This window comes from Vibrio sp. 1078-1, assembly GCF_033340475.1.
In genome coordinates, this window is sequence record NZ_JAWOWM010000001.1 from 22,050 (window position 1) to 36,192 (window position 14,143).

Annotated in this window: 15 protein-coding genes; 7 read left to right on the forward strand and 8 right to left on the reverse strand. The window is 46.7% G+C overall.

The annotated features are described in order from the left end of the window. Window positions 1-10 precede the first annotated feature (10 nt). The 3 genes from R7190_RS00120 to R7190_RS00130 form a co-directional block, all read right to left on the reverse strand. The gene (locus R7190_RS00120) at window positions 11-1,147 is read right to left on the reverse strand and encodes a glycerate kinase (protein ID WP_005374325.1); all 1,137 of its coding nucleotides are present in this window, start codon (window positions 1,145-1,147) and stop codon (window positions 11-13) included. Window positions 1,148-1,163: 16 nt separating this feature from the next. Then, a complete protein-coding gene (locus R7190_RS00125; RefSeq protein WP_005374327.1) occupies window positions 1,164-2,516 on the reverse strand; it encodes a GntP family permease in 1,353 nt (450 codons plus the stop codon). 158 nt (window positions 2,517-2,674) lie between these two features. Further along, on the reverse strand, window positions 2,675-3,817 hold the full coding sequence (locus tag R7190_RS00130; RefSeq protein WP_005374330.1) for a sugar diacid recognition domain-containing protein: 1,143 nt from the start codon (window positions 3,815-3,817) through the stop codon (window positions 2,675-2,677). Between the two features lie 234 nt (window positions 3,818-4,051). Between R7190_RS00130 and R7190_RS00135 the strand changes: the two genes are divergently transcribed. Further along, the gene (locus tag R7190_RS00135) at window positions 4,052-4,225 is read left to right on the forward strand and encodes a hypothetical protein (protein WP_005374332.1); all 174 of its coding nucleotides are present in this window, start codon (window positions 4,052-4,054) and stop codon (window positions 4,223-4,225) included. Between the two features lie 70 nt (window positions 4,226-4,295). On the opposite strand, the gene R7190_RS00140 is transcribed toward R7190_RS00135, so the two are convergent. Further along, complete coding sequence (locus R7190_RS00140; RefSeq protein WP_005374335.1) at window positions 4,296-4,658, reverse strand: hypothetical protein; 363 nt, start codon at window positions 4,656-4,658, stop codon at window positions 4,296-4,298. Window positions 4,659-4,934: 276 nt separating this feature from the next. Here R7190_RS00140 and R7190_RS00145 point away from each other — a divergent pair, with 276 nt between their 5' ends. The 5 genes from R7190_RS00145 to R7190_RS00165 all read left to right on the forward strand — a co-directional run bounded on the left by R7190_RS00145 (window position 4,935) and on the right by R7190_RS00165 (window position 8,968). Continuing rightward, window positions 4,935-6,782, forward strand: coding sequence for a M3 family metallopeptidase (locus R7190_RS00145; protein ID WP_054576491.1), 1,848 nt, complete (start codon window positions 4,935-4,937; stop codon window positions 6,780-6,782). 69 nt (window positions 6,783-6,851) lie between these two features. Continuing rightward, entirely contained in the window at window positions 6,852-7,388 is a 537-nt protein-coding gene (locus R7190_RS00150) for a DUF924 family protein (protein WP_054576492.1), read from the forward strand. A 24-nt stretch (window positions 7,389-7,412) separates the two neighbouring features. Next, window positions 7,413-7,742: a DUF4144 domain-containing protein gene (locus R7190_RS00155; protein WP_186585542.1), complete on the forward strand. Its 330-nt coding sequence runs from the start codon at window positions 7,413-7,415 to the stop codon at window positions 7,740-7,742. Window positions 7,743-7,881: 139 nt separating this feature from the next. Then, window positions 7,882-8,367, forward strand: coding sequence for a VOC family protein (locus R7190_RS00160; RefSeq protein WP_005374344.1), 486 nt, complete (start codon window positions 7,882-7,884; stop codon window positions 8,365-8,367). Between the two features lie 175 nt (window positions 8,368-8,542). Continuing rightward, window positions 8,543-8,968, forward strand: coding sequence for a VOC family protein (locus tag R7190_RS00165; RefSeq protein ID WP_017634369.1), 426 nt, complete (start codon window positions 8,543-8,545; stop codon window positions 8,966-8,968). A gap of 77 nt (window positions 8,969-9,045) precedes the next feature. Here the strand turns inward: R7190_RS00165 and R7190_RS00170 are convergent, their stop codons facing one another. Next, window positions 9,046-10,182, reverse strand: a complete 1,137-nt coding sequence (locus R7190_RS00170) for an MBL fold metallo-hydrolase (protein ID WP_054576493.1) — start codon at window positions 10,180-10,182, stop codon at window positions 9,046-9,048. A gap of 181 nt (window positions 10,183-10,363) precedes the next feature. Between R7190_RS00170 and R7190_RS00175 the strand changes: the two genes are divergently transcribed. Continuing rightward, the gene (locus R7190_RS00175) at window positions 10,364-10,609 is read left to right on the forward strand and encodes a Rho-binding antiterminator (protein ID WP_054576494.1); all 246 of its coding nucleotides are present in this window, start codon (window positions 10,364-10,366) and stop codon (window positions 10,607-10,609) included. A 96-nt stretch (window positions 10,610-10,705) separates the two neighbouring features. Here the strand turns inward: R7190_RS00175 and R7190_RS00180 are convergent, their stop codons facing one another. The 3 genes from R7190_RS00180 to ompW all read right to left on the reverse strand — a co-directional run bounded on the left by R7190_RS00180 (window position 10,706) and on the right by ompW (window position 14,077). After that, window positions 10,706-12,196, reverse strand: a complete 1,491-nt coding sequence (locus R7190_RS00180; RefSeq protein ID WP_054576495.1) for an MDR family MFS transporter — start codon at window positions 12,194-12,196, stop codon at window positions 10,706-10,708. Further along, window positions 12,193-13,218, reverse strand: a complete 1,026-nt coding sequence (locus R7190_RS00185; protein ID WP_054576496.1) for an HlyD family secretion protein — start codon at window positions 13,216-13,218, stop codon at window positions 12,193-12,195. Before R7190_RS00185 ends, R7190_RS00180 begins: the two co-directional genes overlap by 4 nt. Window positions 13,219-13,432: 214 nt before the next feature. After that, on the reverse strand, window positions 13,433-14,077 hold the full coding sequence (gene ompW, locus R7190_RS00190) for an outer membrane protein OmpW (protein ID WP_054576497.1): 645 nt from the start codon (window positions 14,075-14,077) through the stop codon (window positions 13,433-13,435). Between the last annotated feature and the right edge of the window lie 66 nt (window positions 14,078-14,143).

The following is a 14,143-nucleotide window of genomic DNA, read 5'->3' on the forward strand; positions in this document are numbered from 1 at the left end:
GTCATCGCCTTCAGTTCGACTTAATTTGCCACATTCTCGCGACGTTTTCGGCTAAATTAGCAACGTTGACGTCGGCCTCTTTCATGGCCTCAGGTAAGCTCATCGCCCTTGGTACACAAGCAAACACCGCATCAATGCCGCACTCATAAACCGCCTGATAGTTGTCGCCCACACAGCCTGCTAATGCAATGACTGGTAAATTACACTGCTTAGCCACCTGAGCAACGCCCATCGGCGTTTTGCCATGTGCGGTTTGATGATCGATTCGACCCTCGCCTGTAAATACGATATCCGCATCCTCAACATGCTGAGCAAGTTTGACCGTTTCAAGCACAATCTCAATTCCTGGTTGCAAACGTGCTGGCGTGTACCCGAGCAAGGCCGCGCCCATACCACCAGCAGCACCCGCCCCTTCACGAGTCAGTACATGCTTACCCGTCGCTTGTTCCGTCAACTCGCCAAACTTGCGCAATGCGTTATCGAGCAGAGTGACGTCTGATACCGTCGCTCCCTTTTGAGGGCCAAAGATAGCCGACGCGCCTTTGTCACCACAGAGTGGGTTATCAACATCGCACGCTACCAACACTTCGCAAGTTGCTAAACGAGGGTCAAGACCAGAAATATCGATGGACGCAAGCGCCGCTAACCCGCCTCCATTTGGGGTAATTGCATGACCAGATTCATCAAGAAACGCCACCCCCAACGCGGTCAACATGCCCACGCCACCATCATTGGTAGCGCTGCCGCCCAAACCAATGATTAAACGTTGAATGCCTCTGTCTAGCGCGTGTTTGATCAGCTGTCCGGTACCAATGCTACTGGTCAGTTTTGGGTCGCGAGCGTCACTCGGCACAAGGTGTAGCCCACTGGCCTCCGCCATTTCAATAACCGCAGTTTCGCCGTCGCCGAGGATGCCATAAAACGCTTCAACATCATTCCCTAATGGCGCAGTCACTGTTGTGAAGACTTGTTCGCCTTGAGTTGCATCTATCAAAGATTGAACCGTGCCTTCGCCACCGTCTGCGACCGGAACCGTAACAAACTCGGCATCATGCCATACGCGAGCAAGACCCGTTTTGATCGCCTCGCTCACTTGTTTGGCGGTTAAGCTTTCTTTAAATGAATCAGGTGCAATTACCACTTTCATACGTATTTCCAGAGACTTATAAGAGAACGAGACTCAAAATGTACACCAATGCCATTGCCGTGACACCTTGAACGAGCGTAGCCATGGTTTGCGCGCGGTACGCTAAGCCCACTGACATGCGGCTAAACTGCGAAACTACCCAGAAGAAGCTGTCGTTTGCATGAGAAACCGTCATCGCACCTGCACCGATCGCCATCACCGTTAATACGCGGCCCATTTCTGAATCTAGCCCCAATTGCGTAAGCATAGGCGCAACCAAAGCCGATGTGGTCACTAGTGCAACCGTTGACGAACCTTGCGCCGATTTTAGCGCAGCCGCAACGATAAATGGCATGAAAATACCCACGCCCAGCGCCGATAGCGTCGTACCCAAGTATTCACCTAGCGGCGTTGCTTTTAATACCGCGCCAAATGCACCACCCGCACCGGTAATCAAAAGAATAGGCGCAGCAGCCGTAATACCTTGGCTGATTCGCTCGCCAAATTCTTCAATCTTGTTGTCTGACTTGAGTAGGCAAACAGAAAGGAACAGGCCAATCACCAATGCCGTTAGTGGCTGTCCTAAGAAAGTCAGAACATCAAACACAAAACCTTCGCCCAGCGGTAGGCTTGGGAATTTCGCGATAGAGCCAAAACAGATCAATAAGATAGGAACAAAAATAGGAGCGAATGCTTGGCTCGCCGTTGGCAATTTGCCGTAAGACGCTTTGAGTGCTTGCCAGTCTTGCTGAATTTCTTCTACGGCTTCAATGCCATCTGGTTCAACATGTTGGAATCGGTTCGCCCACAACATACCCGCTAACGCCGCAACCGCTGCAACAAACACACCCACACCAATCACTAAACCAAGGTTAGATTCCAGGCCTAAGTTACCCGCAGCGGCAATCGGGCCAGGAGTTGGCGGCACAAACGTGTGCGTTGCGTATAGGCCAGTTGCCAACGCCACACTCATCGCAACGCTTGAGGTTTTTAAACGCTTAGCGAGTGATTCTTTGAGCGAGTTCAGAATGACAAAGCCTGAATCACAAAATACTGGAACAGAAACGATGTAACCGATGATGCTCATGGTCAATGTTGGGAAACGCTCACCCAACACTTTGATGACCGTATCGGCCATGGTGATCGCCGCACCACTTTTTTCCAAAATAACACCAATGATGGTACCTAAAACGATAACCAAACCAATGTAACCAAGGATGCCGCCAAAGCCAGAAGCAATGGTTTTGGCAATGCTATCTGCCGGTAAGCCGTAAGCAAATGCCGCAAGGAACGCCGCGATGATCAGCGCTAAAAAGGGATGTAATTTGAATTTGGTGGTCGTGAGCACAATAAATGCGATCACCCCGAGCAGGATTAATATAAGGTTCATGATAACTCCATTTATTCTTATTTTGCTGAGCGAGTCCGTGTTGGCTCACTCAACATGTAGGGACGCATGAATTATTAATCGTTTGCTTTCGAATTCCTTTAGGCGGAGTGACAAATGATGTGGTCAAAAAATAACGCGTATTGTGCAAATGCACAACATCACGACATTTTTGAGAGCCGAGTCGCAATATAAAGCTCCGCTAACCCCACAAAATTGGTTGTTGGTAGCCCTGTTATCTCGGTGATTTTCTCTAACCGATAGCGCAGAGTGTTCCGGTGAATAAACAGCATTTTAGAGCATTCTGTTACATTGCCATTGCATTCAAACAGTGCATCTAGGGTTTTCAATAATTGCCCAGATTTGTCTTTCTCTTTCAACCGTTTCACGCCATCAATAATTTGTTCACCTTGCCAAATATCCGCCAACGGCGCTAACAAAACAGGCAAACGAAGTTCATCGAACAGGTACTTACGTTTCTCTGGGTAGAACTGCTTGCCAATGGCTAATACCTGCTTCGCGCTTTGGTATGACAACGCGACATCTTTAGGCTCATTAAACAACTGTCCTAGCGCAATGTGAAACGTATGCGAATCGTGATCGCTTAAACGCGACATCAACTTATCAATGCGCTCACTTTCAACTTGGCTATCCCACTGCTTGGCGGAATGACACGGTTTCAACACCACAATTTCATTCACCGAGACAATCGCAACTAGGTTGTTACGCTCTGGGTATTCAAGCAGCTCAACAATATTGCGCACACTCTTCATGCTTTTCGAGGCGGACGGCGTCGAGACTTCAATCACCGTTGCCACCCGTGGTTGAGTAACATCGATAGAAAGACGCATCGCCCAATCTTTCAGCTCTTCATCGGTCAATTTCCCATTGATCCAAGCCAGAATAAACTCTTCGCGATGACGTCTGTCCCACTGAAATTTTTCCACCAGCGCGGCTTGCTCGATTGTCAGTTCAGCGGTCATTTTAACCAGTTTTGCAAAATCTCGGATTTTCTCCGGCTCGCCTGTGACGCCAACAATACCGACCACGTCGCCATGTAATTTCAACAACATATTGATACCGGGTTTGACACCCTGCAACGTCAAACATTGTTGCTCATTAAGCTCTAGCGAATCGCCATGATTCAGCGCCAGTACCGCGCCATCATGCACTTGCCCAACACGTTTAGGGTCGCCACTGCCAATGATGATGCCTGCCGAGTTCATCACATTCACATTGTGACCAATGATGGACATGGTTCGATCAACAATTTGTTGTGCTAAAGCGTGGTCGAGAATCACCATTTCGAGTTTCCAAATTGACCGTTTAACCACTCAATAAATCACAAATGGCAAACTATCGCGATGCTGCGGTTCTAAATAACGGAAGCAGCTCAAAGCATTATCCAATTACCCATATTTAAAAAGTGGATTAAACCTTCATTTTTAGCAGAGGGTTATATACTTAGAACAAAGGTTACCAATGCATTCTTCACTGTGCATTGATGCCACTCGTCTACCTACAGAGGAGAGATCAACATGGAGTTACGGAATAAATCGGGGGAAGTTGCAAATATTGCTGATAACCTCACTTTGAAGGAAATCACAGAAATGGGCTACACCGTAGATTTATGCGATGAAGCATTTGCTCCTGGAGAGCATTGGAAAGCTGAAGGTAAAACGCAAGGTATGGGCGAGTATCCAGAGGAGTAAACGTCCTGACTAACCAGCGTACAAAAGCGTTCCACAAACAGAAAAGCCGAGCGACTTAACGCTCGGTTTTTTACTTCTGAACTTCTTGAATAAACAAGCTCATCTCTTCAAGATAATTGCCGTTTGAGCATCCCCAGTCGGTGACCTCAATCAACTCAGTAACTAACTGTCCAGACTCATCATCTTGCACGCTCTGCATAAACGCTTCAAAACGTTCCAGTTGTACCTGACTCTTAACGCCATGCACGGCATATTCTACAAGCAAGCCGTTGTACGTCTGCCAGCGCTGATCGCCCGCAACATCATTGCTTAAAATCACAGAACACTTTTGTTGAATGCTTTCAACCGCATCATTTCTTGGTGGCGCGACTGTGGAACATCCAACTAAAATCGTACCTACCGCCAATAACGTAACTTTTGTCTTATTTATCATATCGTTTCCAACTGTATCGCCACGATATGGAAATCTTATTACACCTGATAAGGATCATCGATAGCGCACCGCAGATTAATTACTTAATAAACTGTAAACTCCATACCAGTCTTAACACTGCAAGCTCATAACTCCTATTAACTCACCCAAATGTAAACAAATAGTAAAATCACCTTTACGCGATGCAAAATCGACATATGAGATTAGCGTTCCTTTCTCGCGACCAAGCGTGCAATAATCAACTGTCTACATAACGAAACCATTTGAAGGATCAAAATGACCGCAACGGATTATCTCAACGACCTCAATCAACGTTACCTTGCGATTCACCGCACCAAAGAAGATTTCTTTTGGGAAACTTACATGGGGATCAGCGATGACCATGATGGCTCGACGCAAGCACAAACGGCATGGACAAGCTTTTTAAGCAACGCCGAGCAAATTACCGCCATCAAACAACAGCTTGAAGCCGCGGACTCAATTACCGACCCACAAGAGAAACAACAAACCATTACGGGTCTATCTGGTTGGCTGGCGATGTTTGAATCTCACGCTATCGAGGGCGAAAAAGCACAAGCGTTGAAAAATCAGCTCATTGCCTTTGAAGCTGAGCTCTTCGAGAAAAAACAGAACCACGTACAAACATTTACCGATGAGAACGGCGAGCAAGTAGAAGGTTCACTTCCAGTATTAAGCTCAACCATTCGCACCAGCAATCATGAAGAAGTTCGCCAATCGGCTCATCAAGCGTTGCTGAACCTTGAACAATGGCTACTGCAAAACGGCTTTATTGAACTGATCAAACTGCGCAACCAGTTCGCTCGCTCACTGGGTTATGCGACTTTCTTTGATTACTCCGTGCAAAAAACGGAAAAGATGAGCACTGAGCAGCTATTCGAGATTTTGGAAGATTTCGAACAACGCACGCGAGATGCGCACCTAAACAGCTTAGAAAACTTGGCGAAAGAGAAAGGCGCAAGCGCACTAGCAGGCTACAACTTTGTTTACTCATTCGCGGGTAACGTTATGCGTGACCTTGACCCATACGTGCCGTTCTCAAAATCTCTGAGACGCTGGGTAGAATCATTTGGTCGCCTAAATATTGATTACTCTGGCGCGACGCTAACGCTGGATTTACTAGATCGCAAAGGTAAGTACCCGAACGGGTTCTGCCACGGCCCTATCCCTTCTTTCTATAATCAAGGCGAATGGGTCGCAGCACAGGTGAACTTCACCAGTAATGCCAAACCAGACCAAGTGGGCAGTGGCTACGATGGCATTAACACGCTGTTCCACGAAGGCGGCCACGCAGCACACTTTGCGAACGTAAAAATGAACGCGCCTTGTTTCTCGCAGGAGTTTTCGCCGACGTCAATGGCTTATGCAGAAACTCAGTCGATGTTCTGTGATAGCCTGTTAACCGATGCCGATTGGCTAAAACAGTACGCACTGGATGATGAAGGGAATTCTGTTCCTGATGAGATTATTCAAGCAATGATCAACAGCCGTCAGCCATTCAAAGCTTATGAAGAACGTAGCATCTTGGTTGTGCCATATTTTGAGCGCGCGTTGTATCAACTGAGCGATGACGAGTTAACGCCAGAGCGCATCACTAAGCTAGCTCGCGATTGTGAAAAACAGATCCTTGGTTTGGAATGCAGCCCTCGCCCACTGATGGCGATTCCACATTTGCTATCCGACGAAGCAGCTTGTGCGTATCAAGGTTATCTACTCGCGCACATGGCGGTGTATCAGACCCGTGCATACTTCCTTGAGAAGTTTGGTTACCTGACGGATAACCCAGAAATTGGCCCACTGCTGGCAAAACACTACTGGCACGCAGGCAATCACTTGTCGCACAACGAAACCATTGTCAGCCTGACTGGCGAAGGCTTCAATGCCAAATACCTTGCAGACGTGTGTAACCTGTCACCAGAACAGGCATGGGAAGTGCAGCAGAAGAAAATCGACTCACTTGCGACGCGAGAGCGAGCATCAGTCGCTTCACTGAACGCCGCGATTAAAGTCGTCGACGGCAGTAAAGAGCTGGCAAGCAACACCATCTCTGACGAACAAATGTGTGACGATTTTGAACGTTACATCGTAGAGACTTACGGTCGATAAAACACAGAAAGCCAGGAGCTCGCCTTCTGGCTTTTTATTCTTTAGCTAATGCAATAGGAAGGAAGATCCATGTACCAAGAAGTCATCAAATTTTGGTTCGAGGAGCTATCGCCCCAAAATTGGTTTGAAAACAACCCAGAACTGGACAAGCGTATTACATCGCGATTTGCCTCGATATTAGAACAAGCCGCTCGTTGTGAACTGTTTAATTGGCGTGACAGCGCACAAGGGCGATTGGCCGAAATCATCGTCCTCGACCAGTTTTCACGTAATGTGTATCGCAACACCCCAAAAGCGTTTGCACAAGACCCACTCGCATTAGCATTGGCTCAAGAGGCAATTCGGTTAGGTCACGACAAAGAATTAGCGCCTGAGCAGCTAAGTTTTTTGTACATGCCGTTTATGCACAGCGAATCTCGCCTCATTCATGTCGAAGCTGAAAAATTGTTCCGCGCATCAGGGCTTGAAAATAACTACGATTTTGAGCTAAAACACAAAGCCATCATCGACCAGTTTGGGCGCTATCCTCATCGCAATGCGATACTGGGAAGAAAGAGCACTCCCGAAGAGTTAGCGTTTTTGCAACAACCTGGGTCAAGTTTCTAAATAACAATGAATAATGAGTTAACCATGAGAGACCACGCAGTATGCTGGCCATGCTTGCTAAAACTAGCCGGCGACGATGAGCTGATCTACACGCATTCCCAGTCCGACTTAGACTCTGAATGCGAAGCCCTCATTTTTGGGCAAGATGATTACGTTATTGACTCAAATGGCAACACGTTCGAATTGAAAAACAATGGTTCGAACACCACTCTTTTACACCCAAAAGAACGAACGCTGTCCGTAGAAGAGGTTACGTCATTAATCCAATCGCATGAATTCAGCCTCGCGCAACGGTGCATTATCAAGATTCATTTCACCTCGGTGAGGCAAGCTGTTGAGGCCTTAGCTCACTAACTCAATCCCAACACCCACATCATTAAATAAAATTATTATTTTTATAATTTATGATAATTTCATGTAATTAATATCACGCCATATACTGTCCCACATCGAAACAAGACAACGTTCAAACACACATGTTGGGAGCAAACAAATGAAAATGAATCATGTCGGTATTATGGTCGGAGATATGGACAAAGCGGTTGAGTTTTACACGCAAGCGCTAGGTCTAAAAGTCGTTATGGGCAACACGAAAGTAATTGAAGAACGCGAAACGGCAATTGGCAGAATGTGTATTGCGGTCTTTGGGGAAGGCTTTAAAGGCTTCAACATTGCGCACCTTGTGACAAGTGATGGCATCGGCCTTGAGTTATTCGAAATGAAAGAGCGTCAAGAGCGCCATGAAGTGGATTTTTCTCGCATCGGTATCTTCCATTTCTGTTTGCAGACAGACGATTTTGAAGGTGCTATCAAACGCACCGAAGCACTAGGTGGCAAAGTTCGCATGGACATCATGCGTTACCACCCAGAAGACGATAATAAGCCTGCGAAAATGGTTTACCTAGAAGACCCATTCGGCAACCTATTCGAGCTTTACTCACACACTTACGAAGAAACTTACGCTTCTGATTACGAGTAATAGCCCCATCCATATTCCAAAAGGCTAGCAATACGCTAGCCTTTTTTTGTTTGCTTTGAGTTGCAGTGTTTCTGCACTCGCTCTAGCAAAAAAACATCTGGAATTTGATCATTTCTCTCACCACTTTTAAGGTCACTTTATACTTACCTCAACACAATGCAAAAAGGAGTGAAGCATGCCCACCAAAAATCCAATCGCCATCAAAGCGCTTGATCATGTTGTTTTAAGGACCTGTAACCTCGATGCTATGTTGCATTTCTATCGAGACATTTTGGGCTGCCCTGTCGAACGCGAAGTAACGGAACTTGGTTTAACTCAACTTAGGGCAGGTAACGCATTGATTGATGTAGTGACGGTAGACAGCGAATTGGGTCAACTCGGCGGTAAGCCACCAGTTCAAAATGGTCGTAATATTGACCATTTTTGCCTGCAATTGGCGCCTTTTTCCGAGGATGAATTACTGGAATATCTGCGTGCGCGCGGCATTGAAACCGAAGAGTTTGCGAAGCGGTATGGCGCACAAGGGTTCGGTAGATCACTCTATATACATGATCCGGAAGGAAATGTCGTCGAGTTAAAACCTCAAGTGATTGATGAGTAAGCGAGTAAAAAACCTTGTTATATTCTGAAAATAACAAGGTTAACTTCTAAAATAATTATTGAAGTAAGAACATATTATTAAGTCAAAATTATATCTGGCTCACCTATTTCTTTTTCTCGCCACCATTGTTTATTTATATGTTCTTGATGAACGTAAAAACTCTCCCCCGGCATTGGCGTCAGCAGCGTTATATGTTCTTTTTGACAATGGGTAAGCAAATCTAAAATCGGTTCGTCCCAGCGGTGAGTAAATAGCTCGTATGTAGCCCAATGCACGGGCAACAGTTTTTTCGCATTTAAATCGCGAAACGCTTGCACGGTATGATGAGCCTGCATGTGCCCCCAGTTTTCGACCGGATAACCTTGGCCTTTCACATCAGCAGCCACTTCCAAACAGGCAATGTCGATTGGTCCACATCGCAGTGCGATCTCGGAAAAGTGCGAATCGTAAGCTGAATCGCCACTAAAATAGAGCGTCTCTTCTTTGCCTTTGATGACCCAAGAAGCCCACAGGGTCGAGTTTTTATCGAAATAAGTACGACCCGAATTATGGTTAGCAGGCGTACAAATCAGTTCGATTCCGGCATAGTGCACGCTATCCCACCAATCGAATTCCACGATGTTGTCTGCGCAAACGCCCCACTTTATCAGATGCTTGCCAACCCCTAAGGGTACATAAAAAGTCACGGGTTTATCGGCGTAGAAACGTATGGTCGATGCTTCTAAATGGTCGTAATGATCGTGCGAAATCACGATAATTTCAGGAATCGGCAAACAATCTCTGGCATGGGTATTGGGAATATTGCGTTCAAACCACGCTTTTGCGATGAACGGAGAAGCGTAATCAAATACCGGATCAGTCAGAATTCGAATGCCATCGACCTCCACCAGCATGGTGGAATGGCCCAGCCAAGTAACGCGCATCGATTCACTTCTCTGCGCAAACTGCGTAGGTTGAATTGGGAAATGTGGCAGATGTTCGTTAGGACTCAATGGCGTTCTACCACCAAGATAGCTCCAACACACCTGCCAGAATGATTGCGGGCTAGGGATATTTGGCATCTCGTTTTTAACGCGGCCGTTTTCAAATTGAGGCGAGTGGTGAACACGGTGCGCCAACTGCGCATGGTAGGTTTGAGGGGAAATCAGTGAACTTGGCTTTTGTGTCTTTTGTTCACTCGTTAGGTATGTGCGCTTAAGTATCGTTTCAGACATATCGTAGTTTTGTCTCGCTTGCGAACGCTCAACAGTAGGTTTATTAAAACGTGCGTGTATGTCTATTTCGTGACCAAAATGAGGTGTAAGATGAAGATTCAGTTTCAATCAAACGTTTTCTATATTAAGGAAGCGGTTCTCAAACCTTCTGAATACTGCGTCGGTTTGAAAGGAGAAAGCTATGGTGACTTGCAGCCAATACGATTTTATTGAAATCGCCTGTATGTTTAAGCTCCCTATCGAGATCACACTAAAAAATGGTGAAACTCATCAGGGCAACGCGTTCGACACAGGCTACGACATGCAGCGACAAGAGTGCTTGTTTTTAGATATGGATGGTGAGCACACCGCCTTCCCGACTGAACAATTAGTCGCAATGCGCGCGCTCAAAACCAATCCGCATTTTGACGAAGTGACATTAGAGTAAACGTCCTTCTTTCACTGGCACTGTCCAATAAAAAACGCCTCTCAAGCTGACACAACTTGAGAGGCGTTCTCTTACACTATTCACCGGAACTTCATGTTATTCACGCGACCGAATGAAAACCAGCATCGGCATCATGATCACGAACATCACTCCCACAAGCTGGAAGGTGTGCACAAACGCGACCATTTGCGATTGCTGCTGCAACATCTGTTGGTATTGGTCTAACGCAACCGGGTCGGTAATAGAAAGCCCCTGATTGGCCGCCCAGTCATGCAAGTTAGGATTATAAGGATTAATACCCTCTCCCAGCGCATGCCATTGCTGCTGACTATCACGATATTGGAACGTGGTGGCGATAGAAATACCAAACGAGCTACCAATGGTACGGAACAGATTGTAAATACTCGCCGCCGCAACAGATTGCTCTTTCGGAATCGTTAAATACGCCAAGGTGGATAGCGTCGAGAAGGTTAAACCAAGCCCCATCCCCTGAATCATACTCGGCATCACAATCCAAAATGTATCGATCTGCAGTGAGTACTGCGTCATCAAATAGCTACCAATCCCGATGCAGCTCAAGCCAAAGACTATTTTGATTCTGGGATCGAATTGCGGATTGAGCTTAATCACCAAAATCAACATCGCCGCTGACGCCAACCCACGCGGTGCCATTAATAAACCAGTGGTTGAGACCGGATAATCCAGCAAGCTTTCCAACAGCATTGGTTGTTGAGTCGTCAGGCCAAACATCGCCATCGACACCACGGCAATCATCAATGACGAGACCATAAGGTTTCGGTCTTTCAGCAGCCACAATGGCGCTATTGGACTTTTGGTTTTCCAACTGCGATAGATCCACATCACCAATCCCATGACTGCGAGCAATATCGCCGTCTGAATCATGCGTGAGTCGAGCCAGTCTTCTTCATTCCCTTTATCCAACACAAACTGCAACGCGCCCACACCTAACGCCATGTAACCGATGATCCACCAGTCAAAGTTAGGTTTGGATTTGTTGTCGATGTGGATATAGCGATAAATCAAAGAGGTACAGATCAAACCGAATGGCAAGTTGATGTAAAAAATCCAGCGCCAGTTAATGTTGTCGGTGATCACACCACCCACAACTGGGCCCAAAATAGGACCAAGCAAAATGCCGATGGAGAAAATCGCCATCGCTTTGCCTTTTTGCTCATACGGATAAATCTGCACTAACGTCGACTGCGCCAATGGAATCACCGACGCGCCGAAAGCGCCTTGGATAATGCGAAATAGCACCATCTCTTCAAGAGACTGTGCTTGCCCACAAAGCGCACTGGCAATCACAAAACCGATCACAGCAACCAACATGACTTTGCGTTCACCAAAACGCGACACCCAGAAACTGGTCATCGGAATGAAGATCGCTTCCGCCATGCTGTAACCCGTCAACACCCACGTAATTTGGTCTGCCGTTGCGCCCAACGCGCCCATCATGTGCGATAGCGACACGTTCGCAACGGTCATATCGATTAACACCATGATGGCAGAAAGCATCACGGCGACGGTGGCAATCCCCCGTTTGTCTGCCGTAATTTGATGGCTCATTGCACGCTACTTTGCAAATCAATGGTGACTTCTGAGCTCGCACCCACGCGAAGTTGCGGCGCATCGGCCGGTACTTCTAATGCCAAACGTACAGGGAAACGCTGTTTGATTTTAACCCAGTTACCCGTTGCGTTTTCTGGTGGCATCAAGGAGAACGATGTACCACTCGCAGGCGATAGTTGTTCTACCGTTGCTTTCCACACCACGTCTGGGTACATATCAATCACCACATCCGCATGCATGCCAGGTTTAATATGAGTAAGATCGGTTTCTTTAAAGTTCGCGCGTACCCAATAGCTGTCTTTTAAAATCACAGGGAACAACGTTTGACCCACGCTAACGACCGAGCCTACGTGCGTATTGATTTCACCGGCAATGCCATCCACTGGTGACGTAATGTCGGTGTAGCTCAAGTTCAGCTCCGCTTGCGCTAACTGTGCTGCCGCTTGTTGAACGACCGCAGCCTCTACGCCTTCTTCACCACGGTTCGCAATGGCTTTTTCTACCGTTGCGCGCGCTTGCTCCAGGCTCGCTTGGGCATTGGCGAGTTTGTTTTTTGCCGTATCTAAATCTTGGTCCGACGCCAGTTTGCGTTTCACTAGGGAATCCGTACGTTTGTACTCTACTTGCGCTTCTGTCAGGTTAGAGCGCGCCGCATCTAAGCCCGCAACAGCTTCAGTTACCTGCTTATCGGCAACGTCATGTTGCTGGACCGCCAATTGGTATGCCGCTTTTGCTTGCTTCACGGCCAACAAATATGGGCGTGAATCTATCTTCAGCAGTAGGTCACCTTTATTAACAGATTGGAAATCTTTAACATCCACAGAAACCACTTGGCCTTTTACCTGAGGCGCTACCGACAAAATTTTTGCCCTAACGTAGGCATCTTCCGTGCTTGGGTGACTGTCTGAATACTGCCAAGACCAATACATCGCACCAAATGCGATAACACAGAGAGTAAAGAAAAGAGTTTTTACCAGCTTAGATCTGGAGGAAGAATGCTTTGCGATGTCGTCGCTCATTTATATTGTCCACTTGTTCAATTATGTGATCAGTGTAGGACTTTTCGATCTTCCGACAATAAAATGATCTGCAAGGTAAAGATCCAATTTTGCATGTTGCTAAGTGGAGTAAATGATGTGCAATCAAAACGAGGATAAAAAAGAGGGGCAGTCCCCGTAACCGCCCCCAAAGTCATGCCAATAATAGTAATGTGCGTGTAACTACTGGTTTTTCTTAGAACTTGTAACCGCCGCTGATCATAAATACCCAAGGGTTAATTTTGACGTCGGTTTTTTGCTTCACTCCACCTGCTTTATAAGTTGCTTCTGTCTCAATGTTTGCGTACCACGCAGCGGCGTTGAGGAACCATTGATCGTTGATCATGTAATCCACACCAATATTCGCTGCTAGACCGAATGAATCATCCAACTTAAGATCTGAAAGACCAGCGCCTTTACCCGTGCTATTGAAGCCCTCATCAAAGAACATGGTGTAGTTGAGACCTGCACCCACGTATGGACGGAACTTACTTTGTGGCTCGCCAAAGTAGTACTGCACCATAAGCGTTGGTGGAAGGTGTTTGGTGTCCGCGATATCACCAAGACCTAACAAGTCTGTTGAAATATCGTGGCTGAATGGTGTTGCTGCTAGAAGCTCTAAACTGATGTTGTCTGTAAACATGTAGCCAAACGTCAAACCAAGCTGCGTATTTGAGTCAACTTCTAACTCTTCTTGAGAACCAAGAATCTTATCACTGCTGTCATTTGGAACGACAGACGCCGCACCAACACGAAGAACGAAGTCACCTTGTTTATGAGCGAAAACACTTGGTGACACGAGTGCAGCAACCACTGCTAGACTGCAGATTGTTTTTTTCATTTTTATTTCCTTTCGTAGGGCTTCGTTATGTCGTACCCAAAGGGGTGCCTGCTAACTGATCTGAGA